Raw genomic sequence first — 25,980 nt, 5'->3', positions numbered from 1 at the left:
GCGCCTCCTGTTGTCTGGCGCCATCATGGACTGTACTGTGAAGAATGATAATACGGGTAAAGTGGCAATCATCTTTCCGAAAAACGGGAGAATAATGGATCGATTAAGCGCGATGGCGCTGCTGGTGAAAGTGACCGAGCTGGGGAGCATGTCGGCGGCGGCGCGGGCGCTGAATATGCCGTTGACCACCGTCAGCCGCCATATTGGTGAACTGGAGAGCGCGCTGGGCGTGCGCCTGCTGGCGCGAACCACCCGCAAACTGACGCTCACCGACGCCGGGGTCGATTATGTCGCTGCCGCCCGGCGGATCCTTGAGGAGGTGGAAAACGCCGAACGCCAGGCGACGGGCGAATATCAGGAGCCAAAAGGCGAGCTGGTGATCTCCGCGCCAACGATGTTTGGACGCCAGCACGTTCTTCCGGTAATCAGTGAATTTATCGCCCGCTACCCGCAAATTCGCGTCCGTTTGCTGCTCAGCGATCGCAATGCCGACCTGGTGAGCGACCATGTCGATCTGGCGGTGCGGATTGGCGACCTGGCGGACAGCAGCATGGTGGCCACCCGCCTCGGCACCATGCGGATTGTGGCCTGCGCCCATCCGGCGCTGCTGGCGAAATACGGCGAGCCGCAGCGGCCGCGCGATCTGGCGGCGTTGCCGATCATCCGCATTGAATCGCCGATGCCCTATCGCGGCTGGCGCTTTCGCGCCGCTGAGCGCGAGGACCAGCTGATTAACCTGCCGCCGGTGCTATCCGTCACCACGCCAGAGAGCGCCGCCGATGCCGCGCGGCTGGGGGTGGGGGTGGCCCGCTTACTGCACTATCAGGCGCTGGATGGCCTGCGCCACGGGGAGCTCCGTCTGCTGCTGGAAAACGTCGAGCCGGATCCGGCGCCGGTCCATTTGCTGTATACCGCGCGGGATCTGGCGCCGCTTAAGCTGCGGAAATTTATCGATTTTGCCGCGCCGGCGCTGCGTCAGGCACTGCTGCGCATCGCCGGGGCCGCTTAATGCGTCGCGGTCTTCAGCGGTGCCTCCTTTAACAGCCAGGAGAGGACAAACGCCACCGCCATAATGCCGGCCGCCATCAGAAACGCCGCGTGGATCGCCGCGCCGAAGGCGTCGAGGTAGTCGAGGCGGATATCCGCGGGCAGGTGCTGGACCGCCACCGGATTCATTCCCGGCGGCAGCACCGCGCCTTCCGGCAGCAGTTGTTGCAGGTTGCTCTGCAGCACGTGCGTGAACACCGCGCCAAACAGCGCCACGCCGATCGAGCCACCAATCGAGCGGAACAGGGTCACGCCGGAGGTGGCGACGCCGTACATCTGCGCTGGCATCGCGTTCTGCACCGCCAGCACCAGCACCTGCATCACCAGCCCCAGACCCGCTCCCAGCACACCGGTAAACAGGTACAGCTGCCATAGCGGCGAGTGAATGGTGATGCGGGTCAGCAGTACCATGCCGGTCACGCCGAGCAGGGTGCCGAGGATCGGAAACAGGCGATATTTACCGGTACGGCTGATAATCCGCCCGCTGATAATCGAGGTCAGCAGCAGGCCGCCCATCAGGGGGATCAGCTGCAGCCCGGCCTCGGTGGGCGTCGCCTCCTTCACCACCTGCAGATAGAGCGGCAGGAAAGTGACTGACCCGAACAGCGACATGCCGATGACGAAGCCAATCAGGCTGCACAGCAGGAAGCTGCGGTTGCGGAACAGCGCCAGCGGAATAATCGGTTCGATGGCGATCCGCTCTTCGTACATAAAGCCGATGATCCCCACGATGCCGAAGGCCAGAATGCACCACAGCTGCGGGTCATTCCACGCGTGGACGCTGCCCCCTTCCGAGGTAAACAGAATGATGCACAACAGCGCCATGCTGAGGTAAATCGCCCCCAGCCAGTCAATCTGATGCTGGCTGCGTTTATTGCTGCTGTGGAATACTGCGCCGATCACCAGCAGCGCGAACAGGCCGAGCGGCAGGTTGATATAGAAGATCCAGCGCCAGGAGGCGTGCTGCACCAGAAAACCGCCGATCAGCGGGCCGATCACCGTCGCCAGGCCAAAAACACCGCCGAACAGCCCCTGATAGCGGCCGCGGTTGGCGGGTGGGATGACGTCGGCGACCGCCGCCATGCTGATCACCATCAGGCCGCCGCCGCCGAGCCCCTGCAGGCCGCGCATCAGCACCAGCTGGGTCATGTTCTGCGCCAGCCCGCAGAGCACGGAGCCGACGAGAAACAGCCCAATCGCCACCTGCAGCACGATTTTGCGACCGAACAGATCGCCGAATTTCCCGTACAGCGGCACCGCGATGGTGGAGCTGAGAATATAGGCCGTGACCACCCAGGAAAGCTTGTCCAGCCCGCCCAGTTCGCCGACAATCGTCGGCAGCGCGGTGGAGACAATGGTCTGATCCAACGCCGAGAGCAACATCACCAACAGCAATGCGCTGAACAGCAGGCGTATCGACTGCACCGGTGGGTTAGCGACTTCAGAAGTCATTACAACGCTCGCTTGAAATTAATTAAATGCATAATTAATATTTAGTGAAAGAATGAGTCGGGTCAAGAGATCGCCATACCATGACAGCACAAAAGGATCAGGATGCCCCCCGCCGCCCGGGTCGGCCGCGCGGTAAAAAACCGGATACTGCCAATCGCGAACAGCTGATGGACATTGCCCTGATGCTGTTTGCCCGCGACGGGGCGGGCCGCGTATCGTTGAACGCCATCGCCAAAGAGGCCGGGGTGACGCCGGCGATGCTGCATTACTACTTCAGTTCCCGGGATGCGCTGGTGACCCAGCTGATTGAGGAGCGCTTTATGCCGCTGCGCAATCACATCAGCCGCATTTTTGTCGATCATCCGCAGGATCCGGTGCTGGCGCTGACGATGATGGTCGAGACGCTGGCGCATATGGCGGAGAAAAACGCCTGGTTTGCGCCGCTGTGGATGCAGGAGATCATCGGCGAGATGCCGATCCTGCGTCAGCATATGGATGCCCGCTTCGGCGAGGAGCGTTTTCAGGTGATGCTGGAGACGGTGCGTCGCTGGCAGCTGGAGGGCAAGATCAATCCGGCGCTGTCGCCGGAGCTGCTGTTTACCACGGTGATTAGCCTGGTGCTGGTGCCATTTTCACGCATTCACAGCGATCCGCGTTTACAGGCGGTCAACCGCCAGACCATCATCAGCCACGCGCTGGCGTTAATGGGCCACGGCGTCGGAGGTTAAGGCGTGGTTTTGACGCTTTTGTAGCCCGGATAAGGCGCCACGCGCCGCCATCCGGGAGTTTCCCTGCTCGCGCTACGCTTAGCAGGGCTACAACTTCTATGTTAATTCCCGGCAGATTGCGCTCCCGGTTGATCTTCTGCGTTATGTCTCTTATGCCGCAGGGAGCGCACAGGGGGCGGCCAGTCGCCGCCGCCCCCTGTACCCCCGGGCTCCGGCCAGCAAAATCGCCGCTACGCGGTCCCTTCGACTTATCCCTGCAGGCTTCGGGTCGGGCCGAGGCAGCGTCCGTGCAAAACACGGCCCTCAGCCCGCATCCATGCGGGCTGCCCCGGCCTTCCGGGAACGTCTCAGCGATTTTGAGGCCGCCAGCACCGGCAGTTTCAGTCGCGCATGTGGTTAAATTAACAACAGGTCGCACGAACCCCAGGACGGGTAAGGCGACAGCCGCCACCCGGCAAGAATACTGGTGCCGTGCCTGATATCCTGCCCGGCGGCGCTGCGCTTGCCGGTCCTGGGTGGGGCGAAACGACGGGAGGACTGCGTAGGCCGGATAAGGCATTTATGCCGCCATCCGGCACAACCACAGGTAGGGTACCTGACCGCCCGGGGATACCAGGATCGTTACAGCGCCTTCGACAAATAGTGGCGCTGCATGCCTGCGTGGGGGAAGTCGGGCAGCGACATCTGCAGCTGATAGCCTAATTTCTGATAAAACGGCAGCGCCTGGAAGCTAAAGGTATCCACCAGCAGATGGCTGCAGCCTAGCGCCCGCGCCTGCTGTTCCGCCTCCTGCATCAGCTCGCTCCCCAACCCGCGCCCGCGCGTCGCCTCGCTAACCCACAGATACTCAATGCACAGCCAGTTGCCCTTGCGTTTGGCAATCAGCCCGCCCTGCATCACCCCTTGCGCATCGCGGGAGTAAACCCCCAGATCGCCAAACTGCGCCGCATCGAGATACTGCTGATTATACTGCCGCAGACCGGCAAACAATTCTTGTTGATCGTCGGGATTAATGCTTTTTGTAATGATTAGTGTCATTAACTATCTCCAGTATCGCGATGCCGAATGGTTATTTTCCCACTCCACTTTCACAAAATATTCTTATTTTCTCCATGATTATTTGCCTTAATTTTTTGCGTTCTAAAAGTAAGCAAAAAAACCTTTCCATTATCGCGACGGATCGTATAATGGATAAAAATGAGAATGATCATTCTCACCAAAAGACCAGAGGAGATGCGCTTTTCACCTCCTGAAGACCGAAGAGGTTGGCTTCAACGGAGACACAATAACAATCACGTTCAGGAACATCTGTGTTCCTTTTTTGTCATTTTCGCTCACCCGAAAATGCCTCAGCGCCCAACCTATTCCCTCGTTTTTAAATAAACGGGGCGGACGTCTTATATCTTGAGAAAATATAATGAAATACATCATAGCTCCCATCGCGACAGCATTATTTCTCCTTAGCGGATGCGATAATGCGCAGACATCTGCCCCGCAGCAACCCACGCCGGAAGTGGGCGTGGTCACCCTGCAAAGCCAGCCGGTGCCGGTAGTCAGCCAGCTCACCGGCCGCACCACCGCCTCGCTCAGCGCCGAAGTACGCCCCCAGGTGGGTGGCATCATCCAGAAGCGCCTGTTTACCGAAGGCGATATGGTGAAGGCCGGGCAGGCCCTTTACCAGATCGATCCCTCCAGCTATCGCGCGACCTGGAACGAAGCGGCGGCCGCGCTGAAACAGGCCCAGGCGCTGGTGGTCTCCGATTGCCAGAAGGCCCAGCGCTACGCGTCGCTGGTCAGGGATAACGGCGTTTCCCGCCAGGATGCCGACGACGCCGCCTCCACCTGTGCCCAGGACAAGGCCAGCGTGGAATCGAAGAAAGCGGCGCTGGAGAGCGCGCGCATCAACCTGAACTGGACCACCGTCACCGCACCGATAGCCGGGCGCATCGGCATCTCGTCGGTTACGCCGGGGGCGCTGGTCTCCGCCGATCAGGATACCGCGCTGGCGACGATCCGCGGGCTCGACACCATGTATGTCGATCTGACGCGATCCAGCGTCGATCTCCTGCGTTTACGCAAACAAAGCCTGGCCAGCAACAGCGACACCCTCAGCGTGACGTTAACCCTGGAAGATGGCAGTACCTACCAGGAAAAAGGGCGTCTGGCGCTCACCGAAGTCGCCGTCGATGAATCCACCGGCTCGGTGACCCTGCGCGCTATCTTCCCCAACCCGCAGCACGTCCTGCTACCGGGGATGTTCGTCCGCGCGCGCATCGATGAAGGCATCATGAACGACGCGATCCTCGCCCCACAACAGGGGATCACCCGCGATGCCAAAGGCGACGCCACGGCGCTGGTGGTCGATGCCGCCAACAAAGTTGAGCAGCGTACCGTGGAAACCGGCGACACCTATGGCGATAAATGGCTGGTGCTGAGCGGCCTGAAAGCAGGCGATAAGCTGATTGTCGAAGGCACCAGTAAAGTGGCCCCCGGACAGACAGTGAAGGCCGTTGCCGTCAACAATAACGGAGGCAATGCCTGATGTTCTCCCGTTTCTTCGTGCGTCGCCCGGTCTTTGCCTGGGTGATCGCCATTCTGATTATGCTCGCCGGGGTGCTGGCGATCCGCACCCTGCCGGTAGGCCAGTATCCGGACGTCGCCCCGCCGGCGGTGAAAATCTCCGCCACCTATACCGGGGCGTCCGCCGAAACCCTGGAGAACAGCGTCACCCAAGTGATCGAGCAGCAGCTTACCGGCCTCGACCATCTGCTCTACTTCAGCTCCACCAGCAGCTCCGACGGCTCGGTCAGCATCACCGTCACCTTTGAGCAAGGGACCGACCCGGACACCGCCCAGGTGCAGGTGCAAAACAAAGTCCAGCAGGCGGAATCGCGGCTGCCGAGCGAAGTCCAGCAGTCCGGCGTAACGGTGGAAAAATCGCAGAGCAGCTTCCTGCTGATCCTCGCGGTGTATGACAAAACCAATCGCGCCACCAGCTCCGATATCTCCGACTGGCTGGTCAGCAATATGCAGGACCCGCTGGCGCGCGTGGAGGGTGTCGGCAGCCTGCAGGTATTCGGCGCCGAATACGCGATGCGCGTCTGGATGGACCCGACCAAACTCGCCTCCTACTCGCTGATGCCTTCCGACGTTCAGTCGGCGATTGAGGCGCAGAACGTGCAGGTTTCCGCCGGTAAAATCGGCGCGCTACCGTCGTCCAATGCCCAGCAATTGACCGCCACCGTGCGGGCGCAATCCCGGCTGCAAACCCCTGACCAGTTTAAAGCGATCATCGTGAAAAGCCAGGCCGACGGCTCGGTGGTGCGCCTGAGCGATGTCGCGCGGGTGGAGATGGGCAGCGAGGATTACACCGCTACCGCTAATCTGAACGGCCATCCGGCCGCCGGGATCGCGGTGATGATGGCCCCCGGCGCCAACGCGCTGGACACCGCGACCCTGGTGAAAAGCAAGATCGCCGAATTCCAGCGTCAGATGCCGCAGGGCTACGATATCGCCTATCCGAAGGACAGCACCGAGTTCATCAAAATCTCGGTCGAGGATGTGATTCAGACCCTGTTCGAAGCGATCATTCTCGTGGTCTGCGTGATGTATCTGTTCCTGCAGAACTTCCGCGCGACGCTCATTCCGGCGGTGGCGGTGCCGGTGGTGCTGCTTGGCACCTTTGGGGTGCTGGCGCTGTTCGGCTACTCGATTAACACCCTGACGCTGTTCGCCATGGTGCTGGCGATCGGCCTGCTGGTGGATGACGCCATCGTGGTGGTGGAAAACGTCGAGCGCATTATGCGCGACGAAGGGCTGCCCGCCCGCGAAGCCACCGAAAAATCGATGGGCGAAATCTCCGGCGCGCTGGTGGCGATCGCCCTGGTGCTGTCAGCGGTGTTCCTGCCGATGGCCTTCTTCGGCGGATCGACCGGGGTCATCTATCGCCAATTCTCGGTAACCATTATTTCGGCAATGATGCTGTCGGTGGTGGTGGCACTAACCCTCACCCCGGCGCTGTGCGGCGCGCTGCTCAGCCACTCCAAACCGCACACCAAAGGGTTCTTTGGCGCCTTTAACCGCCTGTGGGGGCGCACGGAAGCAGGCTACCAGCGCCGGGTGCTCGGCGGCCTGCGCCGGGGCGCAGTGATGATGGGCGCTTACGCGTTGATTTGCGGGGCGATGGCGCTGGCGATGTGGAAGCTGCCGGGCAGCTTCCTGCCGGTGGAGGACCAGGGGGAGATCATGGTCCAGTACACCCTGCCCGCCGGGGCCACCGCGGTGCGTACCGCCGAGGTGCGTCGCCAGGTGACCGACTGGTTCCTCACCAAAGAGAAAGCCAATACCGACGTCATTTTCACCGTCGACGGCTTCAGCTTTAGCGGCAGCGGCCAGAACGCCGGGATGGCCTTCGTATCGCTGAAAAACTGGTCGCAGCGCAAAGGGGACGACAATACCGCCCAGGCCATTGCCCTGCGCGCCACCAAAGAGCTGGGGACGATCCGCGACGCCACCCTGTTCGCCATGACCCCGCCGTCAGTAGACGGTCTCGGGCAGAGCAACGGCTTCACCTTCGAGCTGATGGCCAGCGGCGGTACTGACCGCGACAGTCTGATGAAGCTGCGCAGCCAGCTGCTGGCGGCGGCCAACCAGAGCAGCGAGCTGCAGTCGGTGCGCGCTAACGATCTGCCGCAGATGCCGCAGCTGCAGGTGGATATCGATAACAACAAAGCCGTCTCGCTGGGGCTGTCGCTGAGCGATGTGACCGATACGCTCTCCAGCGCCTGGGGCGGTACCTACGTGAATGACTTTATCGATCGCGGCCGGGTGAAAAAGGTCTATATCCAGGGCGAAAGCGACGCGCGCGCGGTGCCGTCGGACCTCGGCAAATGGTTCGTTCGCGGCAGCGATAACAGCATGACGCCGTTCTCCGCCTTCGCCACCACCCACTGGCAATACGGCCCGGAAAGCCTGGTGCGCTACAACGGCTCCGCCGCCTTTGAGATCCAGGGCGAAAACGCCGCCGGCTTCAGCTCCGGCGCGGCGATGGACAAGATGGAAAAGCTGGCCGACAGCCTGCCGGCGGGCTCCACCTGGGCGTGGAGCGGCATTTCGCTGCAGGAAAAGCTCGCCAGCGGCCAGGCGATGAGCCTCTACGCCATCTCGATTCTGGTGGTGTTCCTGTGCCTGGCGGCGCTGTATGAGAGCTGGTCGGTGCCGTTCTCGGTGATCATGGTTATCCCGCTCGGCCTGCTCGGCGCGGCGCTGGCGGCGACGCTGCGCGGTTTAAGCAACGACGTCTACTTCCAGGTGGCGCTGCTGACCACCATCGGCCTGTCGTCGAAAAACGCCATCCTGATCGTGGAGTTCGCTGAATCCGCCGTGGATGAGGGGTATTCGCTCTCCCGGGCGGCGATCCGTGCCGCGCAGACCCGTCTGCGCCCGATTGTCATGACCTCGCTGGCGTTTATCGCCGGGGTACTGCCGCTGGCCATCGCCACCGGCGCCGGAGCCAACAGCCGCGTGGCGATCGGCACCGGCATCATCGGCGGCACCCTGACAGCCACCCTGCTGGCGGTGTTCTTCGTACCGCTGTTCTTCGTGCTGGTGAAACGTCTCTTCACCCGCCAACGTCCTTCTCAGGAGTAAGGTATGTTTCGTTTGAGTTTTATGTTTATCGCGCTCCTGACCGCGGGCTGCGTCTCGCTTGACCCGCATTATGATCGCCCGGCCGCGCCGGTGCTGGCCACCCTGCCCGGGGCGCACGGCGAATCGACGGCGGTGGTCGGCGACTGGCAGAAAGTGGTCAATGACGCGCGGCTGAAAAAAGTGGTCAGCATCGCGCTAAACAGCAACCGCGATGTGCAAAAAGCGCTGGCCGATATCGAGGCCGCGCGCGCCCAGTACGGCGAGACGCGGGCGTCGCTGTTTCCCACTGTCGATGCCGAGCTGAGCCATACCCGCAGCAAAACGGTAGCCAGCGGCCTGAGCTCCGCTTCGCAGGCCGACGGCGCGGTCTCCAGCTTCGAACTGGACTTGTTCGGCAAGAACCAGAGCCTGTCGCGCGCGGCGCGCGAAACCTGGCTTGCCAGCGAATTCACCGCGCAGAATACCCGGCTGACGATGATTGCCGATTTGACCACCGCCTGGGTAACGCTGGCGACGGATAACAGCAATCTGGCGCTGGCGCAGCAGACCATGGACAGCGCAGCAAACTCGCGCAACATCGTCGCCCGCCAGATGGCGGTGGGTACCGCTTCCGCCGGCGATGTAAGCTCGGCGGAAAGCGTCTATCAGCAGGCCCGCGCCAGCGTCGCCAGCTATCGCACGCTGGTGGCGCAGGATAAAAACGCCATTAACCTGCTGGCGGGGGAAACCGTGCCGGAGAGCCTGTTGCCCGGCACCCTCGAGAGTCTCGGGGATAACAGCATCGCGCTGGTGCCGGCGGGCGTGTCGTCGTCGGTGCTGCTGCGCCGGCCGGACATTCAGGAAGCGGAGCACAATCTGAAGAGCGCCAATGCCGATATCGGCGCGGCGCGGGCGAACTTCTTCCCGTCGATTTCCCTGACCGCCAGCGCCGGGGTCGGCAGCGACTCGCTGTCGTCGCTGTTCAGCCACGGGATGCAGGTGTGGTCGTTCGCCCCCTCCATCAGCCTGCCGCTGTTCACCGGCGGCAGCAACCTGGCGCAGCTGCGCTATGCGGAAGCGGAGAAAAAGGGGCTGATCGCCACCTACGAGAAATCGATTCAGAGCGCCTTTAAGGACGTTGCCGATGCGCTGGCGCGCCGGGAAACGCTGAGCGAAGAGCTCGATGCCCAGCGGCAGTACGTCGCCGCCGAGCAGACATCGCTGGATATCGCCATGAAGAGCTATCAGGCCGGAGTCGGCGATTATCTGTCGGTGCTTACGGCCCAGCGCACGCTGTGGTCGGCGAAGACGACGCTGCTGTCCCTGCAGCAGACCGACCTCAATAACCGGATCACCCTCTGGCAGTCGCTGGGCGGCGGCGCCAGTTAATTTCACCCGCCGGGCGGCCGCGCCCGGCTTCTGTAAGGAATCGTTATGCCACGTGTTTCCCTCTCCTGGGCGCTGATCCTCGGCCTGCTGTCGGGTATCGGCCCGCTGTGCACGGATTTTTATCTGCCGGCGCTGCCGGAGATCACTCAGCAGCTGCAGGCCACCAGCACCCAGACCCAGCTGTCGCTGACCGCCGCGCTGATTGGCCTCGGCCTGGGTCAGCTGTTTTTCGGCCCGCTGAGCGATCGCATTGGCCGCCTGAAACCGCTGGCGCTGTCTCTGCTGCTGTTTATCTTTGCTTCGGCGATGTGCGCCCTGACCCGGGATATCAACATGCTGATTGTCTGGCGCTTTTTACAGGGCTTCGCCGGCGCCGGCGGCTCGGTGCTGTCGCGATCCATCGCCCGCGATAAATACCAGGGCACCCTGCTGACCCAATTTTTCGCCCTGCTGATGACCGTGAACGGCATTGCGCCGGTGCTGTCCCCGGTGCTGGGCGGCTACGTTATCACCGCCTTCGACTGGCGAATTCTCTTCTGGACGATGGCCGCCATCGGCGGCGTGCTGCTGGTGATGAGCCTGACGATCCTGCGGGAAACGCGCCCGGCCACAGCAACGCATGCCGCCCGCCAGCAACGCGGCCAGCCGGTGCTGAAAAATCGCCGCTTTCTGCGCTTCTGCCTGATTCAGGCCTTTATGATGGCCGGGCTGTTCTCTTACATCGGCTCCTCTTCCTTCGTGATGCAAAGCGAATACGGCATGAGCGCCATGCAGTTCAGCCTGCTGTTCGGTCTGAACGGTATCGGGCTGATTATCGCGGCGATGATCTTTTCCCGCCTGGCGCGCCGCTTTAGCGCCGAAAGCTTGCTGCGCGGCGGCCTGACGCTGGCGGTGAGCTGTGCGGCGATCATGCTGCTGTTTGCCTGGCTGCAGCTGCCGGTGCTGGCGCTGGTCGGCCTGTTCTTTACCGTGTCGCTGATGAGCGGCATCAGCACCGTCGCTGGCGCGGAGGCGATGAGCGCCGTCGATGCCGCGCAGTCCGGGACCGCGTCCGCGCTGATGGGCACCCTGATGTTTGTCTTCGGCGGCATCGCCGCGCCGCTGGCAGGCCTCGGTGGTGAAACGATGCTGAAAATGAGCCTCGCGATGGCCATCTGCTACCTGCTGGCGCTGCTGCTGGGCCTCAGCAAACCGCGCAGCGCGCGCTAATCTCCTGCTGCGGTAATAAAATATTCCAGATTTATTACCGCACTATTTCCCGCCATACCTACCATTCTCCTATTATTCTCCGCGTACTAATCGTGATACTCTTCACAGGCAAGGAATAAATAATTCCTTATACTGCGCGCCACTGAGAATAACGAGGTTTCTATGAGTATCGACCTGAGCAAACTGCTGACCGAGCGACGCAACGCCAACAGCGCCAACATTGACACCCTCTCCACCCTCGACATGCTGACGGTGATAAACCAGGAAGACCAGCAGGTAGCCCAGGCGATTACGCCCTATCTGCCGCAGATTGCCGAGGTGGTGGATAAGGTCGCGACGGCGCTGCAGGCCGGTGGCCGCTTGATTTATATCGGCGCGGGTACCTCAGGGCGTCTGGGGATCCTCGATGCCAGCGAATGCCCGCCAACCTTCGGCACCCGCCCGGAGCAGGTGGTGGGGATCATCGCCGGCGGACATAAAGCGATTCTCAGCGCCGTGGAAAACGTGGAAGACAACAAAGCGCAGGGGGCGATGGATCTGCAGAACCTGAACTTCAGCCACCGCGATGTGCTGGTGGGACTGGCGGCCAGCGGACGCACGCCGTACGTCATTGGCGCCATGGAATACGCCCATAGTCAGAATGCCTTTGTCGCCATCGTCAGCTGTAACCCGCATGGCGAAATGGCCCAGCTGGCGGATGTGGCGATCACCCCGGTGGTCGGCCCGGAAGTGGTCACTGGCTCTACCCGTCTGAAAGCCGGTACCGCGCAGAAGCTGGTGCTGAACATGATCTCCACCGGGGCGATGATCCGCGTCGGCAAGGTGTACAGCAACCTGATGGTCGACGTCGAAGCGACCAACGCCAAGCTGATTGAGCGCCAGGTCTCTATCGTGATGGAGGCGACCGACTGCGATCGTCCCACTGCCCGGAAGGCGCTGGAGGCCTGCGGCCGCCACTGTAAAACGGCGATCGTGATGGTGCTGGCGGACTTAAGTGCCGAAGACGCGCAGTCGCTGCTGGCAAAAAACAACGGCTATATCCGCAAGGCGCTCAGCAACACCTGAGCACCGACAGACAGGTAACGGGCAATGGCAAAAATAACGAAAGAAATGATAGCGCGGATCCTCGCCCACGTAGGCGGCGCCGCAAACGTCGCGCAGGCGGGCAACTGCATGACGCGCCTGCGCTTGACCCTGCGCGATGAAAGTCTGGCCGACAGCGCCGCCATCCGCCAGATTGACGGCGTAATGGGGGTGATCGTCAGCGACGAGCAGTTCCAGGTGGTGCTCGGCCCCGGCAAGGCGCAAACCGCCGCCGAGATGATGAACGGCCTGCTGGAGGAGGCGCCCGCCGCGCCGTCGCTGGCCGACGTCGCGGCAGAGAAAAAGCAGGCGCTGAAGGGCAAGCAGACCAGCGCGGTGCAGAAGTTTCTCGCCAAATTCGCCACCATCTTTACGCCGCTGATCCCCGGCTTTATCGCCGTCGGGCTGCTGCTGGGCTTCGCCACCCTGGCGGAACAGGTTTTCGTGCTGGAGAACGCCCATCCGAACGCCAGCCTGGTAGCGCTGATTGGCTACATGAAGGTCTTCAGCAAAGGGATGTTCACCTTCCTGAGTATCCTGATTGGCTATAACGCGCAGAAGGCGTTCGGCGGTTCCGGCGTGAACGGCGCGATTATCGCCTCGCTGTTCGTGCTGGGCTACAACCCGGAGGCAACCAGCGGCTTCTACGCTGGCATTTCCACCTTCTTCGGCCACGGCATCGATCCGCGCGGCAATATCATCGGCGTATTGATCGCCGCTATCCTTGGGGCGTGGGTTGAACGCCAGGTGCGGCGGGTAATGCCGGCCAACCTCGATATGATCCTCACTTCGGCGGTGACGCTGCTGATCATGGGCGCGGTGACCTTTACGGTGATCATGCCGATTGGCGGCTGGTTGTTTACCGGCATGTCGTGGCTGTTCCTGCATCTTAACGGCAACCCGTTTGGCTCGGCGGTGCTGGCCGGCCTGTTCCTGCTGGCGGTGATGTTCGGCGTCCATCAGGGGTTTGTCCCGGTCTATTTTGCGCTGGTGGACGCCCAGGGCTTTAACTCGCTGTTCCCGATCCTGGCGATGGCCGGGGCCGGGCAGGTGGGGGCGGCGCTGGCGCTGTTCTGCCGGGCGAAGCGCGATTCGCTGCTGCGAACCCAGATTAAAGGGGCGATTATTCCGGGCTTCCTCGGGATTGGCGAGCCGCTGATCTACGGCATCACCCTGCCGCGGATGAAGCCGTTTGTCACCGCCTGCCTCGGCGGCGCCTGCGGCGGGTTCTTCGTCGGACTGATCGCCTGGCTGGGGCTGCCGGTCGGCCTGAACACGGTGTTCGGCCCGTCCGGGCTGGTGGCGCTGCCGCTGATGACCTCCGGCAGCGGAATTTACGCCGGGATGGCGGTCTACGCCGGCGGGCTGGCGGTCTCCTACCTGTGTGGCTTTGTCCTCACCTGGCTGTTCGGCAGTAAAAATGTCGATTTAAGCTAGAACGCGACTATCGGTTAATGCCCGGCGGCGGCTTCGCCTTACCGGGCCTGCAACATCGTTACGCCGCCGCGCCCGACTACCATTTCCTGCCCCGCCGCCCGGGCTGGCGCATGCTATGATTCCCCTTTGTCATATTTCGCTTGAGGAAAAGATGGGCTCCAGCAAAAAAGGGATGCTGAACGTACTGATTGCCGCCGTGCTGTGGGGCAGTTCCGGGGTGTGCGCACAGTTTATTATGCAGGAAAGCCAGATGTCGTCGCCGTTTCTGACCATGACGCGTCTGCTGTTCGCCGGGCTGATCCTGTTGATGCTCGGCTTTGTTCACGGCGACCGCATTTTCCGCGTGCTGCAAAACCGCCGCGACGCCCTCAGCCTGCTGTTTTTCTCGCTGTTTGGCGCGTTAACCGTGCAGTTCACCTTTCTGATGACCATTGAAAAATCCAATGCCGCCACGGCCACGGTGCTGCAGTTCCTGTCCCCAACGATCATCGTCGCCTGGTTCGCCCTCGCCCGCAAAGCGCGTCCCACTCCGCTGGTGCTGGGGGCTATATGCACCTCGCTGGCGGGCACCTTTCTGCTGGTGACCCACGGCAACCCAACGACGCTGTCGATTTCGCCGGCGGCGCTGTTCTGGGGGATCGCCTCGGCGTTTGCCGCCGCGTTTTATACCACCTATCCCTCGACGTTGATTGCCCGCTACGGGACGCTGCCCATCGTCGGCTGGAGCATGCTGTTCGGCGGCGCGATGCTGCTGCCGTTTTACGGCGGCCAGGGCACCGATTTTGTGGTGAACGGTAGCCTGCTGTTAGCCTTTTTCTACCTGGTGGTGATCGGTACTTCGCTGACCTTCAGCCTCTATCTCAACGGCGCGCAGAAGATTGGCGGCGCGAAGGCCGGGATCCTCAGCTGCGCCGAACCGCTGAGCAGCGCCCTGCTGTCGCTCCTGCTGCTGGGGATCACCTTCACGCTGCCGGACTGGCTGGGCACTCTGCTGATCCTCGCGTCGGTGGTGCTGATCGCCATCGACTCGCGGCGGCGGGTGAGAGCCGCCTGAGAAGGCGATAAAAAGCGCATTTTCAACAAGTTAAACTGACCACTATTTGCGTGTTTTCACGCCTGCGCATATAGTTGACGGAAGCGATTACGGAAGGAGAAGCCTGATGAAAGCATGTTGGATGGTATGCCTGGTCACCGCCCTGAGCGCCACGTCGGCGTGGGCCGAATCACCGCTGCAAAGCCTGCAGTTCGAACAGCAAAAACAGCTGGTGCTCAAAGCGGTGAAGGAAAAATGTGCGCCAGCAAGCCACCTCAGCGATAACGATTTTGCCAATAAAGTGCTGGCGACCGACGGTAACAAGAACGCGGTCCGCGAAGCAACGCTGGCGAAAGAGCGCAATAACCAAAAAAGCTACCAGGCCGCAATCGACAAAATCGTCTGTCCGGCCAAATAGCGGTTATTTCAGCCTGGCGACCAGCGTTTTCCAGTCAAACGGCGTCAGCTGCCTGTAGCTCAGGCTACGGGCGGCCATCTGCTCCGGCAGCTGGCGCTGGCTTTTCGCGATCGCCTCGCTCATTATCCCGGCGCTCCCCACGTCACGCAGGGTTTTCACCACCTCTTCCATCTCTTCGCTGCGCCGAATGCCATGTTCCGCCACCCGGCTGATCAGATAGTCGGGGAACGCTCCTGTCCAGCCCAGAGAGGGGAAACTATGATGCAAGGAACTAAGCACCTCCTCCTCGACGCCATATTCACGGGCCGCGAACAGGCATTCTGTGGTGAGCGCTTCAAGACCTTTGATCATCACGCTACGGCACATTTTTATCGCTGACACCTGGCCCACCGTACTGGCGCCATAGCGGGCATTCAGCCCCAGCCCCTGCAGACGCGGCGCGATCGCCTCCGCCTGCGGCCCGCCGATCAATAACGGTGTCTGCAATCGGGCCGGCGGTACCGGCGCCATCACCGCGACATCGATGTAGGCGCCGGGCAGAAAATGTTCAGCCGCCTGCCGTTTCGTCTCCGGCGCCACGGAGTTGAGATCGAGGAAGTATTGCCCCGGCTGCAGCAGCGCGGCGGCCTGCTGCGCCACCTTTAGCGCCTCACCCGCGGTCACAGTAGAAAAAACCAGCGTGGCGCTCTCCAGCGCCTGCGCCAGCGAATTCCCCACCTGAACGCGCGAATCACGGGCTTTTTTGCCCATCGCCTCTCGCGCCGGGCCATTGAGCTTGCAATCCCAAATGGTCACCGCATGCTCACGGGCCAGATCCGCCGCCAGAATGCCACCCGCCTCGCCAAAACCAATAAACGCGATCGTCATCATTACTCCTCACGCGGCCAGACGCGGGCCGGAATAAAAACCTCGCCAGCAAACAGCAGTCGCGCCGTGCGTAACAGGCCGCAGCCAGCCAGGGCGCCGTCAGCATCAAGCTGAAGCGTTACGCTAAATTCGCCTGTCGGATGCTCAACGCTGAGCAGCGGCGTATCGCCTGGCGCTACCTGCGCCAGGCCCTGCGCGACAGAGCCGGGGAGCAGACAAGCGCTGGCCACGCTCACCGCGCCAAACACGCCGATTGACGCGTGGCAGCGGTGGGGGATAAAGGTGCGGCTGCTGATGGCGCCGCCGTGTCGCGGTTCGGCGATCAGGGTCATCTTGGGCACCGTGCGCTGGCTGACGTCGCCAAGCTGCATCAGCGGCCCGGCCTGCAGGCGAATCGACTCCAGGCGACGTTTAAGCGCATCGTCATTATCCAGCTGTTCGCGCGTCTCATAGCCGGTGCAACCGAGGTCGGAAGCGCGCAGCAGGATCACCGGCATACCGTTATCGATGCAGGTCACCTCAACGCCGTCAAAACGGTCACGAACCCGGCCGGTCGGCAGCAGCGCCCCGCAGCTGGAGCCCGCCACATCAAGAAAATGGAGCAGGATCGGGCTGGCGCTGCCCGGCACGCCATCGATACGACTCTCGCCGGCGTAGTCGACCCCGTCGGCATCGCAGGGGATCTCTGCCACCGCCAGTTGCCCCGTGTTCTCCATATAAATACGCACCCGAGTGAGCGGCGCATCGTGGCGAACCAGACCACGCTCGATGGCGAAAGGGCCAACGGCGGCGAGAATATTGCCGCAGTTTTGGCCGTAATCCACGGTGGCCGCCGCCACGTTCACCTGGGCAAACAGATAGTCCACATCGGCGTCAGGCCGTGCGGAGCGGCGGATAATCGCCACTTTACTGGTCAGCGGATCGGCGCCGCCGATCCCGTCAATTTGCCGGGGATCAGGCGAGCCCATCACCGCCAGCAGCACCGCATCACGTTGCACCGGATCGGCAGGCAGATCGTCAGCCAGAAAACAGGCTGCCTTCGAGGTGCCGCCGCGCATCCATAGACAGGGGATTCCGCGTTGCGCCATTTATTCCTCCACCTCGTCTGCGCGGTCGTAATACCGCAGCCCCTTTTCCGCCAGACGCGGGCGCATCGCGTAAATATCCAGCCCCAGCTCGCCATGGCGCATCCGCTCACGCTTCGCAAGCTCATTGCTCATACGGGCTTCCGCTTTATCGAGCACATCACGGACCTGCGCGTGAGGCAGCACCACGACGCCATCGTCGTCGGCCACCACGACATCGCCCGGCTGCACAAGCTGGCCTGCGCAAATCACCGGGACGTTAACCGAACCGAGGCTCTCTTTCACCGTTCCCTGGGCATAAACCTGACGGGACCAGACGGCGAATCCCATCTCCCGCAAAGTCTGCGAATCACGAATGCCGATATCGCCCACCAGACCGACCACGCCGCGCGATTGGAGAGACGTCGCCAGCAGATCGCCGAAGAAGCCATCGCCGCACGGCGACGTCGGGGCCACCACCAGAATATCGCCGGCGCGGCACTGCTCGACCGCCACATGAAACATCCAGTTGTCGCCTGGCGTCACCAGCACGGTTACCGCGTTGCCCGCCCGGCTGACGCCCTGCTGAATCGGACGGATTGCCGGCCCCATCAGCCCCTGACGATCCCAGGCTTCATGGAGCGTCGCCACCCCGGCCGCCTCACAGCGGCGCAAAACCGCCTCGTCATGGCGCGGCAGGTGGCGGATCACAAGGCCTTTTTTATTTAACAGGTTCATGCCAGGTTCTCCGTTACGCGGGGGAAGATGCTCTGGAAGGCTTCGCCGTGAACGATATCGCGCGTGGCCGTGATGCCGATATTGCGCTTGGCCTGCACCCCGCGCTGCAGCGCCACGCGGGTGTAGTATTCCCACAGATGCTCCTGACCCTGCATGCACTGAATGGCCTGATACTTTTTCTCCCAGACGGCGGTGATGTCCAGTAACACATCGGGTTTCCAGTTGCACTGCTCCGGCTGGTGCGGTTCGAAACAGTAAACCGGGGGAGCAGCGACAATTTTCTCGCCGGGGCGATAGCCTTCTGCCTGAGCGATAATCCGAGCCTCCTGCGCCAGGTGGGAGGCCAGCGGATGATCGTAGTTATAGGGATCGTGCAGGGAGTGCGTCAGGACAAAGTGGGGCTGGATACGGCGATACACATCCGCCAGACGAAACAGCGTCTCTTTATCGGCGCGCAGCGGATAGTCGCCGATATCAAAGAATTCGACGCTGGCGCCCAGGATCTCAGCGGCGGCCTGCGCCTCTTCGCGACGCACCTGCTTCACCGCCTCCTCGGTCATGTTGCCTTTGCGCCACAGTTTGGCGGACTCGCCGCGCTCGCCAAAGGATAAACAGACCACATGGACCTGATAGCCCTGCAGGGCATGCAGCGCTATCGCACCGCCCGCGCGCCAGACGAAATCGGCCGAGTGGGCGCTGACGACAAGGGCACTTTTTTCGCTAACCGGATGAGACATGATGGCTTCCTCTGTTGTTTTTTTCAGCTTGTCATGTCCCGTCGCAGGGAGGTAATTCGTTAACTTGCGAAGGCTATGATTTTTATTTATGTTGTCGACTCACTCACTGTTTCAGGCCTGACGAACCATGCTGAAGAAAAAGCACGATAAAATCATAAATATCATGCAGCTGCGCTTTTTCTGTCAGGTCGCGCTGCGCGGAAGTGTCTCGCGTGCGGCCGATGACTTATTCCGCACGCAGTCAGCGATAACCCGGGCCATCCGCGACCTTGAAGCCGCGTTGAACGTTACGCTGTTCGAACGCCATTACAGCGGCATGGTGCCCACCGAGTATGGCAAGTGCATCCTGCCGCGCGCCCGGCGGGCGATTGACGACCTGCAGGCCATCCCGGCGCTGTTGCAGAAACACCATACCCGCACCAGCGGCCCGCTGGCGGACGCCGGCTGGCTGTTCAATACCCGCCGGTTAGCCATATTTATTCAGCTCTATCACGTCAACCATACCCAAACCGTCGCGCAACAGTTGGGGATCACCCAGCCGGCGGTCAGCGCCGCGCTGAAGGTCCTGGAAAAAGGAGCGGATTCGGCGCTATTTCGCCGGACGCCAGAAGGGGTGCGCCCCACGCCTGCTGCGGAGCTACTCTATCCCCCGGTAAGCAGAGCGCTCAACGAGCTGGAAAACATCTGGAGCGATATCGCCGCCCGTCGCGGGGTGCTGGAGGGCACCGTGCGCATTGGCGCCCTGCCGCTGAGCCGGACCCGGCTACTGCCCTCCGCCATCGCCGCCTTTCTGGCTCAGCACCCGGGCATTACCCTCATGACCAATGAAAGCCCGTATGAGTCGCTGGTCGCCGATATGCGGGCAGGTAATATCGATTTTATTATCGGCGCCCTGCGTCAGGATGAAGATCTTCCGGACCTCTGTAGCGAGGCGTTATTTGAAGAGGATATGTTGATTTTACTGCGTAATAACCACCCGCTGCTGCGCCATCCGGATCCGCGCAGCCAGCTGGCGACCGCGCAATGGGTGCTGCCGCGCGCCAACGCGCCGGCGCGCCATTTACTGGATAAGGCGTTTATCACCCTGGGGCTGCCGCTGCCCCAGCCGACGGTGGAGACCGGGGATGCGGCGATGGTGAGAGGATTGCTGCAGGACTCCGACATGCTGGCGGCGGTCTCCGCCAGCCAGATGCGTTTTGAAACTGACAATGGGCTGCTCAGCGTGTTGCCGGTCCCCCTGCCCGATACCACCCGGCGTATCGGGCTGACGTTTCGCGCCGGCAGCCTGCCCTCCCCGGCGACGCAGGCGCTGTTGCGTTTTATCTATCAGCAGGTTCAGGACGGGACCGTTTAACGTTTACCCGCCACCGAATAGGTTACCTGTTGGTTGCGCGTTTGCTGAAACGCCTCCAGCGTCTGCCCGCGCATCGCGGCGTAAATATGCAGGTTGGATACACCGACCACCGCGCCCATTTTCTCCAGCAGGAAGAAACTGGCGCCATACTGAATCAATCCCCGCCAGTCACGTGCGTTGAGCAACTGCTGTTCCTCCTCACTCAGTCCGGCTTCGGCATAAAGCGACTGAGGCGACTGCAGAAAACGTTCGCGCCAGGCAGGCTCAATCAGCCGATGCAGGAAACGGTTAAGCCGCAAGCCATTCAGGCTGCGCTCGTGGGTAAAAGGATAGGTTCCCGGCAGTTTCTCCACCCCGGCCAGCTGCTGCGCCATATGCTGGCGATGGCGCGTCAGGGTATCGACGGGGGGCAGGCGCGCATTGTTCTCAAGGATCAGCGTGGCGATACCGGTCATCGACGGCAGGTAATAGTCGCGCCAGGTTTCGGTGACATTGGCTGATAGCGCGCCGCGCATCACCAGCCACATGATCACTTCGGACCCCTCCATCCCCCCCAGCTCAGCATATTCGCCAAGGGTCATTTCGGTGAGCTTTTCCGGGTCATTAACCAGCATGTCAACAAACTGGGCATCCCAGTCGGGATTATTAAATCCGCAGCGCTCGCCATGAACCTGATGCGAGAGCCCGCCGGTCGCGACAATCGCCACATTGATATCTTCCGGGAAGCTTTCAATTGCCCGGCGCAGCGCCTGGCCGAGTTTGTAACAACGGCGCGCGCTCGGTACCGGAAATTGCAGCACGCCGATCTGTAACGGGATCACCGCCGTCGGCCACCCCTGCGCTTCATCCCAGGGCAGCAGCGCCGAAAGCGGCGAGAAAAGGCCGTGGTCGAGCTTTTTATCCATAAAGAACGACATATCAAACTCATCGGCCATCAGGCTGGCGCCAATGTGCCTTGAGAGCGCCGCATTGCCCTGGACCGGCGGCAGACAGCGTGGTCCGCCGCCTTCATCGGCAACGTCATATTGACTGTCGATTCCCAGCGTAAAAGTCGAATAGTGATCGAAGAAAAAGGCGGTCACATGATCATTAAAGATGTACACCAGCGCATCCGGTTTTTTCTCCTCCAGCCAGCGCTGCAGCGGTTCGAAGCTCTGGAAGATCGGCGACCACGCCGGGTCCTGCTGTTTATGATGATCGACCGCGAAGCCGATAGTCGGGGTATGAGAGACGGCGATACCGCCGAGAATGTTAGCCATCAGATAACTCCACTTATCGGTGTTCCAGGGGGGATGACAAAGCGTCCAGTTCTGCCTCTGTGAGTCGAGGCTTAGCGTGATTCATACGGTGCAACAAAATACAGATCCCCGCCAGGCAGGCCGGCAGCGCAAGCACCAAAAAGATCGACGAGTGTCCCGGTACGGCCAGCATCAGCATCCCGCCCAGCGTGGAGCTGAGAATAGCCCCGGTACGGCCGATACCATGCATCCAGCTGACGCCGGTAGCACGGATCTCGGTTTGATAATAGGCTGGCGAATAGGCCTGCAGACCGTTCTGCGCGCCGTTAATGCACATCCCGCTGATAAAAATCAGCACCGACAGCGCCGCCGATCCGAAATCCATCAACCCCTGGGACAACAGGCACAGGCAGCCGAGGAAATAGGTTGCCGCAATCACGGCTTTCGCCGAAGCGCGATCCATCAGCATACCGACAAGGATCCCGCCCAGCGGGCCGCCGAGCTGGAACAAGCCGGTCATCATCGCCGCCTGCTGCAGCGACAGCCCGCCGGAGCGGAGAATGGTTGGCAGCCAGCCGTTCAGCAGATATATCACGAACAGCCCCATAAAATAGGTCAGCCACAGCGCTATCGTGCCGCGGGCATAGCCATGCCGAAACAGCTGCGCCACTTTGCTGCTCCGCGTGATGGGCGGCGCATTCAACTGAAAAACGGTTTCCGCCGTAAACTGGCCCCCAAGCCGGTTAAGCGCCCTGGCGATCTGCTCGCCCGGTAGCCGGCGCGCCACCATGTTCATCGCCGACTCCGGCAACATCACGATCATAAAGGGGAGCACCACGAGCGGCAGCACGCCGCCAAAAATCAGCGCCGAGTGCCAGCTGTAATGCGATAACAAACCGGCGGCGATAAAGCCGCCGAGGCCGGAACCCACGTTAAAACCGCTGTACATCAGGGTGATCATCACCCCTTTACGCCGCTCCGGCATATATTCTGCCACCAGCGTGACGCAGTTGGGCATCACCGCGCCAAGGCCAAGGCCAGTAAGAAAACGCATCAGCGCCAGTTGCGATGGGCTTTGCGCCACGGCGCCGGCCAGGCTGAACAGCGCAAACAGCGCCACCGACCAGAGTAAAATGCGTTTTCGGCCGTAGCGGTCAGAAAGCGGGCCCGCCACCAGGGCGCCAATGGCGACGCCGAACATGGCCGCCCCAAGAATCGGCCCCATTTCAGCCCGGCTGATGCCCCAGTCCTCAATGAGCGCCGGGGCGACAAAGCCCATCACCGCGGCGTCATACCCATCCAGCATAATGATGATGAAACAGAGCAGCAGCACGTTCCATTGAAAGCGCGAGACCGGACGGGCATCTATCCACGCTTTCACATCGACAACGTTCATGTGATTCATAGGGTCACTTCCTTAAGCAGGCGGTACGAATGTTCTGGTTAGTGTTTTTTGAGTGGAACTTTCGTACTCAACTTAAGGCAGGTCACGCAGGCTGTCCGGTTCGAAAACCCGGCGTCAGATATGAGTTTTATTTATAATGTGAGGGATACGACAAAAACCAGCCAGCAAAAAACCCGCAGCCAACGGCGGCGGGTCAGGGCAAGAGCGGTGTTCAGTGCTTCGGAATAATTAAATCGCCGCGCAGCGGGCTGCCGCCCGGGTTGTCCGTTTTCTCGGTCAGCCAGTTGACGATCCGCGACGCCATCGCGTCCATGGAATATTCAATGGCCGGAATGGTGGGGATACCGGGCAGCTGTAACGATCCGGCGAGGCTAAACACCATCACATTTTGCGGAACGGCGCGGTTAAACGCCTGCAGCTGCGGCACCACGCGCTGCGCCTGCTGTTCATCGCTCACCAGCAGCGCGTTAAAGTTCAGCGTCGTGGCGTTATTGACCAGCTCCTGGACCGCCACCGACGGCGAGGTGTTATCCAGAAACACCAGGTTGCGATTAAACGGCAAAAAGTTTTTTTCCAGCGCGTGCTTGTAGCCCAGCAGCACCTGGTCGGCAAAGCCGCTGCTCTGCGGATGAATCAGCGCAATCTGCCGTCTCCCCTGACTAATCAGATAGTGGCAGGCGGTTTCGGCAGCGAAGGCATGATCGAACTGAATGCTGTTGTCGCCCTCGCTGTCGAGGCAGTCCACCAGCACCACGTCCGGGCGGTTAATATTCAGGGGAAAACGCGCGCCGATGATCAGCACGTTATCGCACAACCCGCAGGTCAACTCCTCCAGCGAGCTCATCACGCCGTTGCTGGTGTTGGCGAAGCGCAGCAGCAGGTGCTTCTGGTGCTGGCTGAGCTGTTTTTCCAGGGCGTAGAGATAGCTGGTGGTTTGATTGATGTTGTCCTGGGCGCAGATGACGCCGATACAGCCGGTGGACTGGCTGAGCAACGACTGGGCTATCATGTTTGGCCGATAATTGAGCGCTTCCGCCGCCTGCAGCACCGCCTGACGACTGGCTTCCTTCACGCCACGTGAGCCGCTCAACACTCGCGACACCGTGGCTTTGGAAACCCCGGCAAGTCGTGAAACATCATTGATTGTCGACATCATTTTCCCCTGCGCGGGCGCCGCGTCCCGCCAAAATCCTGTAAACCTGAATCGCTTCAATTGTGACCAGCGCAGTATATCCATTTCACCATTTGTTTGGAAACCGATTTTCCATTTCAGCGCAAAACATCGCCAAATCGACAGAATAATGTGAGCGAAATCCAATAAATCCGCCCCATAAGCAGGAGATCTTGACCACTATCACAGTTCTGCTTTTTATGAATGGAAACCGGTTTCCGTCTGATATCAAATCATCCACGCAATAACTTTTTACATTTTGAGGATGGTCGTCGATGTACAAGATTATGCTGTGCTGCTCTGCCGGGATGTCCACCAGTCTGCTGGTCAGAAAGATGGTGGAGGCGGCGAATGAACGTGACCTGCCGGTGCAGATTGATGCCTATGGCGTTTCCGAATTTGACATGCAGTTTCCGCAGTATCAGGTGGTGTTGCTTGGCCCCCAGGTGAAATACATGTTGAAAACCCTGTCTGACAAAGCGGCTTCCCTGAACATTCCCGTTCAGCCCATCGATACGATGGACTACGGTATGCAGCGGGGAGACAACGTCCTGAATTATGCTCTGTCGCTGATCCCAGCGGCGCACTGAGAGGTGTTGAAATGAGTTCTCTGTATCAGTCCATGATTGCCGTGATCGAGCAATCTATTACTCCGCTGGCAGGACGCCTTGGGCAGCAGAAATACGTTATCGCTATCCGCGATGGCTTCACTGCCGCCTTGCCGTTTATGATCATCGGCTCTTTCATGCTGGTATTTATCTTTCCGCCGTTTTCACCCGATACCACCAACGGCTTTGCCCGCGGCTGGCTTGATTTCTCCCAGCACTACCGCGAACAGCTGATGCTGCCGTTTAACCTCAGCATGGGCGTGATGACCTTCTTTATCTCGGTCGGCATTGGCGCCAGCCTCGGTCGTCAGTTTCAGCTCGATCCGGTAATGTCCGGTCTGCTGGCGTTTATGGCCTTCCTGCTGGTCGCCGCGCCCTATGCCGATGGCAAAATTTCCACTCAGTATCTGTCCGGTCAGGGCATTTTCACCGCGCTGATCACCGCCATCTACTCCACCCGCGTTTATGCGTGGCTGAAGCAAAACAACATTACGATTCGTCTGCCGAAAGAGGTCCCCACCGGCGTCGCCCGTTCGTTTGAAATCCTGATCCCGGTGCTGGTGGTCATTGCGACTCTGCATCCGCTGAACCTGTTTATCGAAGCGCAGACCGGGATGATCCTGCCGCAGGCGATCATGCATCTGCTGGAGCCGCTGGTTTCCGCCTCCGACTCGCTGCCGGCGATTTTGCTCTCCGTTCTGATGTGCCAGATTTTCTGGTTCGCCGGGATCCACGGCTCACTGATTGTTACCGGCATTATGAACCCGTTCTGGATGGCCAACCTGTCGGCAAACCAGGCGGCGCTGGCGGCGGGTACGGTGCTGCCGCACGTCTATCTGCAGGGCTTCTGGGATCACTATCTGCTGATTGGCGGCGTCGGTTCGACCCTGCCGCTGGCTTTCCTGCTGCTGCGTAGCCGGGCCACGCATCTGCGCACCATCGGCAAGATGGGCATTGTGCCGAGCTTCTTTAATATCAACGAGCCGATTCTGTTCGGGGCGCCAATCATCATGAACCCGATGATGTTTATCCCCTTCGTCTGCGTGCCGATGGTCAACGCGGTGCTGGCTTACGGCGCGACGCGTCTTGGCTGGCTGAGCCAGGTGGTGTCGCTGACGCCGTGGACCACGCCGGCCCCGATTGGCGCGTCATGGGCGGCCAACTGGACCCTGAGTCCGGTGGTGATGTGCGTTATCTGCATGGTGATGTCGGCGGTTATTTACCTGCCGTTCCTGCGCGCCTATGAACGTTCCTTAATGAAAACCGAAGTTGAGAAAGCCAAAAATAGCGTTCCGGTGGCAGAAACCGTTAGCTAATCCCTCTCCTTCCGGAGAGATAATAAGATGACAGCGTAATAATGCAGAAAATGGACTT

The 25,980-nt window shown here is 60.8% G+C and carries 24 protein-coding genes; 14 read left to right on the top strand and 10 right to left on the bottom strand.

What is annotated here, in order from left to right:
- The first annotated feature begins 37 nt into the window (after positions 1 to 37).
- A complete protein-coding gene (locus SP68_RS00305) occupies positions 38 to 1,009 on the top strand; it encodes a LysR family transcriptional regulator (RefSeq protein WP_162493226.1) in 972 nt (323 codons plus the stop codon).
- Here SP68_RS00305 and SP68_RS00300 read toward each other — a convergent pair.
- Positions 1,006 to 2,499, bottom strand: coding sequence for an MDR family MFS transporter (locus tag SP68_RS00300; protein WP_032740353.1), 1,494 nt, complete (start codon positions 2,497 to 2,499; stop codon positions 1,006 to 1,008). The two genes, SP68_RS00305 and SP68_RS00300, sit on opposite strands and share 4 nt — an antisense overlap.
- Positions 2,500 to 2,579: 80 nt before the next feature.
- Between SP68_RS00300 and SP68_RS00295 the strand changes: the two genes are divergently transcribed.
- Complete coding sequence (locus SP68_RS00295; RefSeq protein ID WP_023298366.1) at positions 2,580 to 3,227, top strand: TetR/AcrR family transcriptional regulator; 648 nt, start codon at positions 2,580 to 2,582, stop codon at positions 3,225 to 3,227.
- A 621-nt stretch (positions 3,228 to 3,848) separates the two neighbouring features.
- Here the strand turns inward: SP68_RS00295 and SP68_RS00290 are convergent.
- Positions 3,849 to 4,265 carry a GNAT family N-acetyltransferase gene (locus SP68_RS00290; protein WP_023323400.1) on the bottom strand — a complete coding sequence of 139 codons (417 nt, stop codon included), beginning with the start codon at positions 4,263 to 4,265 and terminating at the stop codon, positions 3,849 to 3,851.
- On the opposite strand from SP68_RS00290, the gene SP68_RS28040 reads away from it, so the two are divergent.
- The gene (locus SP68_RS28040) at positions 4,240 to 4,356 is read left to right on the top strand and encodes a hypothetical protein (RefSeq protein ID WP_046882556.1); all 117 of its coding nucleotides are present in this window, start codon (positions 4,240 to 4,242) and stop codon (positions 4,354 to 4,356) included. The two genes, SP68_RS00290 and SP68_RS28040, sit on opposite strands and share 26 nt — an antisense overlap.
- Here SP68_RS28040 and SP68_RS28035 read toward each other — a convergent pair.
- Positions 4,316 to 4,438, bottom strand: coding sequence for a hypothetical protein (locus tag SP68_RS28035; RefSeq protein WP_012540279.1), 123 nt, complete (start codon positions 4,436 to 4,438; stop codon positions 4,316 to 4,318). The genes SP68_RS28040 and SP68_RS28035 overlap by 41 nt on opposite strands.
- A 206-nt stretch (positions 4,439 to 4,644) precedes the next feature.
- Between SP68_RS28035 and eefA the strand changes: the two genes are divergently transcribed.
- The 8 genes from eefA (at position 4,645) to SP68_RS00245 (ending at position 15,424) form a co-directional block, all read left to right on the top strand.
- Positions 4,645 to 5,769 (top strand): multidrug efflux RND transporter periplasmic adaptor subunit EefA, encoded by a 1,125-nt coding sequence (gene eefA, locus SP68_RS00280; RefSeq protein ID WP_012967027.1) that lies wholly within the window; start codon positions 4,645 to 4,647, stop codon positions 5,767 to 5,769.
- Positions 5,769 to 8,876, top strand: coding sequence for a multidrug efflux RND transporter permease subunit EefB (gene eefB, locus SP68_RS00275; protein ID WP_004151514.1), 3,108 nt, complete (start codon positions 5,769 to 5,771; stop codon positions 8,874 to 8,876). The genes eefA and eefB overlap by 1 nt, the downstream gene beginning before the upstream one ends.
- Before the next feature lie 3 nt (positions 8,877 to 8,879).
- Complete coding sequence (eefC, locus tag SP68_RS00270) at positions 8,880 to 10,244, top strand: multidrug efflux RND transporter outer membrane subunit EefC (RefSeq protein WP_040969869.1); 1,365 nt, start codon at positions 8,880 to 8,882, stop codon at positions 10,242 to 10,244.
- A 45-nt stretch (positions 10,245 to 10,289) separates the two neighbouring features.
- Positions 10,290 to 11,453 (top strand): multidrug effflux MFS transporter, encoded by a 1,164-nt coding sequence (locus tag SP68_RS00265; RefSeq protein WP_016162000.1) that lies wholly within the window; start codon positions 10,290 to 10,292, stop codon positions 11,451 to 11,453.
- 162 nt (positions 11,454 to 11,615) lie between these two features.
- The gene (gene murQ / locus SP68_RS00260; RefSeq protein WP_012967024.1) at positions 11,616 to 12,518 is read left to right on the top strand and encodes an N-acetylmuramic acid 6-phosphate etherase; all 903 of its coding nucleotides are present in this window, start codon (positions 11,616 to 11,618) and stop codon (positions 12,516 to 12,518) included.
- 24 nt (positions 12,519 to 12,542) lie between these two features.
- Positions 12,543 to 13,973, top strand: coding sequence for a PTS N-acetylmuramic acid transporter subunit IIBC (gene murP / locus SP68_RS00255; protein ID WP_040969871.1), 1,431 nt, complete (start codon positions 12,543 to 12,545; stop codon positions 13,971 to 13,973).
- A gap of 151 nt (positions 13,974 to 14,124) precedes the next feature.
- The gene (locus SP68_RS00250; protein WP_002923118.1) at positions 14,125 to 15,027 is read left to right on the top strand and encodes a DMT family transporter; all 903 of its coding nucleotides are present in this window, start codon (positions 14,125 to 14,127) and stop codon (positions 15,025 to 15,027) included.
- Between the two features lie 106 nt (positions 15,028 to 15,133).
- A complete protein-coding gene (locus SP68_RS00245) occupies positions 15,134 to 15,424 on the top strand; it encodes a YicS family protein (protein WP_023298372.1) in 291 nt (96 codons plus the stop codon).
- 3 nt (positions 15,425 to 15,427) lie between these two features.
- Here SP68_RS00245 and SP68_RS00240 read toward each other — a convergent pair whose 3' ends face one another.
- Genes SP68_RS00240 through galB form a run of 4 tightly spaced genes read right to left on the bottom strand, consistent with a single transcriptional unit; the run spans position 15,428 to position 18,830 of the window.
- Positions 15,428 to 16,291 carry an NAD(P)-dependent oxidoreductase gene (locus SP68_RS00240; RefSeq protein ID WP_022065829.1) on the bottom strand — a complete coding sequence of 288 codons (864 nt, stop codon included), beginning with the start codon at positions 16,289 to 16,291 and terminating at the stop codon, positions 15,428 to 15,430.
- A gap of 2 nt (positions 16,292 to 16,293) precedes the next feature.
- Complete coding sequence (locus SP68_RS00235; protein ID WP_016162004.1) at positions 16,294 to 17,379, bottom strand: 4-oxalomesaconate tautomerase; 1,086 nt, start codon at positions 17,377 to 17,379, stop codon at positions 16,294 to 16,296.
- On the bottom strand, positions 17,380 to 18,093 hold the full coding sequence (locus SP68_RS00230) for a 4-carboxy-4-hydroxy-2-oxoadipate aldolase/oxaloacetate decarboxylase (protein WP_008806775.1): 714 nt from the start codon (positions 18,091 to 18,093) through the stop codon (positions 17,380 to 17,382).
- Positions 18,090 to 18,830 (bottom strand): 4-oxalmesaconate hydratase, encoded by a 741-nt coding sequence (gene galB, locus SP68_RS00225; RefSeq protein ID WP_022065828.1) that lies wholly within the window; start codon positions 18,828 to 18,830, stop codon positions 18,090 to 18,092. Before galB ends, SP68_RS00230 begins: the two co-directional genes overlap by 4 nt.
- Positions 18,831 to 18,957: 127 nt before the next feature.
- On the opposite strand from galB, the gene SP68_RS00220 reads away from it, so the two are divergent.
- A complete protein-coding gene (locus SP68_RS00220; RefSeq protein ID WP_032731517.1) occupies positions 18,958 to 20,184 on the top strand; it encodes a LysR family transcriptional regulator in 1,227 nt (408 codons plus the stop codon).
- Here SP68_RS00220 and SP68_RS00215 read toward each other — a convergent pair.
- From SP68_RS00215 to SP68_RS00205, 3 genes are all read right to left on the bottom strand, one after another.
- Entirely contained in the window at positions 20,181 to 21,443 is a 1,263-nt protein-coding gene (locus SP68_RS00215) for a gallate dioxygenase (RefSeq protein ID WP_008806772.1), read from the bottom strand. The genes SP68_RS00220 and SP68_RS00215 overlap by 4 nt on opposite strands.
- Positions 21,444 to 21,456: 13 nt before the next feature.
- Entirely contained in the window at positions 21,457 to 22,827 is a 1,371-nt protein-coding gene (locus SP68_RS00210; protein WP_012540273.1) for an MFS transporter, read from the bottom strand.
- A gap of 211 nt (positions 22,828 to 23,038) precedes the next feature.
- A complete protein-coding gene (locus SP68_RS00205) occupies positions 23,039 to 23,980 on the bottom strand; it encodes a LacI family DNA-binding transcriptional regulator (RefSeq protein ID WP_032691298.1) in 942 nt (313 codons plus the stop codon).
- Positions 23,981 to 24,273: 293 nt separating this feature from the next.
- Between SP68_RS00205 and SP68_RS00200 the strand changes: the two genes are divergently transcribed.
- Positions 24,274 to 24,588, top strand: coding sequence for a PTS sugar transporter subunit IIB (locus SP68_RS00200; RefSeq protein WP_004145041.1), 315 nt, complete (start codon positions 24,274 to 24,276; stop codon positions 24,586 to 24,588).
- A gap of 11 nt (positions 24,589 to 24,599) precedes the next feature.
- Entirely contained in the window at positions 24,600 to 25,922 is a 1,323-nt protein-coding gene (locus SP68_RS00195; protein WP_008806769.1) for a PTS cellobiose transporter subunit IIC, read from the top strand.
- Positions 25,923 to 25,980 lie beyond the last annotated feature (58 nt).

Source organism: Klebsiella variicola (assembly GCF_000828055.2).
Lineage (GTDB): Bacteria > Pseudomonadota > Gammaproteobacteria > Enterobacterales > Enterobacteriaceae > Klebsiella > Klebsiella variicola.
This window is presented reverse-complemented; position numbering and strand designations above follow the sequence as displayed.

Coding starts and splice junctions, on each gene's coding strand:
- murQ (WP_012967024.1), top strand. CDS start 11,616: ATGAGTATCGACCTGAGCAAACTGCTGACCGAGCGACGCAACGCCAAC.
- SP68_RS00290 (WP_023323400.1), bottom strand. CDS start 4,265: ATGACACTAATCATTACAAAAAGCATTAATCCCGACGATCAACAAGAA.
- galB (WP_022065828.1), bottom strand. CDS start 18,830: ATGTCTCATCCGGTTAGCGAAAAAAGTGCCCTTGTCGTCAGCGCCCAC.
- SP68_RS28035 (WP_012540279.1), bottom strand. CDS start 4,438: ATGATCATTCTCATTTTTATCCATTATACGATCCGTCGCGATAATGGA.
- SP68_RS00300 (WP_032740353.1), bottom strand. CDS start 2,499: ATGACTTCTGAAGTCGCTAACCCACCGGTGCAGTCGATACGCCTGCTG.
- SP68_RS00235 (WP_016162004.1), bottom strand. CDS start 17,379: ATGGCGCAACGCGGAATCCCCTGTCTATGGATGCGCGGCGGCACCTCG.
- SP68_RS00250 (WP_002923118.1), top strand. CDS start 14,125: ATGGGCTCCAGCAAAAAAGGGATGCTGAACGTACTGATTGCCGCCGTG.
- SP68_RS00200 (WP_004145041.1), top strand. CDS start 24,274: ATGTACAAGATTATGCTGTGCTGCTCTGCCGGGATGTCCACCAGTCTG.
- SP68_RS00210 (WP_012540273.1), bottom strand. CDS start 22,827: ATGAATCACATGAACGTTGTCGATGTGAAAGCGTGGATAGATGCCCGT.
- eefA (WP_012967027.1), top strand. CDS start 4,645: ATGAAATACATCATAGCTCCCATCGCGACAGCATTATTTCTCCTTAGC.
- SP68_RS00195 (WP_008806769.1), top strand. CDS start 24,600: ATGAGTTCTCTGTATCAGTCCATGATTGCCGTGATCGAGCAATCTATT.
- SP68_RS28040 (WP_046882556.1), top strand. CDS start 4,240: ATGCTTTTTGTAATGATTAGTGTCATTAACTATCTCCAGTATCGCGAT.
- SP68_RS00215 (WP_008806772.1), bottom strand. CDS start 21,443: ATGGCTAACATTCTCGGCGGTATCGCCGTCTCTCATACCCCGACTATC.
- eefC (WP_040969869.1), top strand. CDS start 8,880: ATGTTTCGTTTGAGTTTTATGTTTATCGCGCTCCTGACCGCGGGCTGC.
- eefB (WP_004151514.1), top strand. CDS start 5,769: ATGTTCTCCCGTTTCTTCGTGCGTCGCCCGGTCTTTGCCTGGGTGATC.
- SP68_RS00230 (WP_008806775.1), bottom strand. CDS start 18,093: ATGAACCTGTTAAATAAAAAAGGCCTTGTGATCCGCCACCTGCCGCGC.
- SP68_RS00245 (WP_023298372.1), top strand. CDS start 15,134: ATGAAAGCATGTTGGATGGTATGCCTGGTCACCGCCCTGAGCGCCACG.
- SP68_RS00265 (WP_016162000.1), top strand. CDS start 10,290: ATGCCACGTGTTTCCCTCTCCTGGGCGCTGATCCTCGGCCTGCTGTCG.
- SP68_RS00220 (WP_032731517.1), top strand. CDS start 18,958: ATGCTGAAGAAAAAGCACGATAAAATCATAAATATCATGCAGCTGCGC.
- murP (WP_040969871.1), top strand. CDS start 12,543: ATGGCAAAAATAACGAAAGAAATGATAGCGCGGATCCTCGCCCACGTA.
- SP68_RS00240 (WP_022065829.1), bottom strand. CDS start 16,291: ATGACGATCGCGTTTATTGGTTTTGGCGAGGCGGGTGGCATTCTGGCG.
- SP68_RS00295 (WP_023298366.1), top strand. CDS start 2,580: ATGACAGCACAAAAGGATCAGGATGCCCCCCGCCGCCCGGGTCGGCCG.
- SP68_RS00205 (WP_032691298.1), bottom strand. CDS start 23,980: ATGTCGACAATCAATGATGTTTCACGACTTGCCGGGGTTTCCAAAGCC.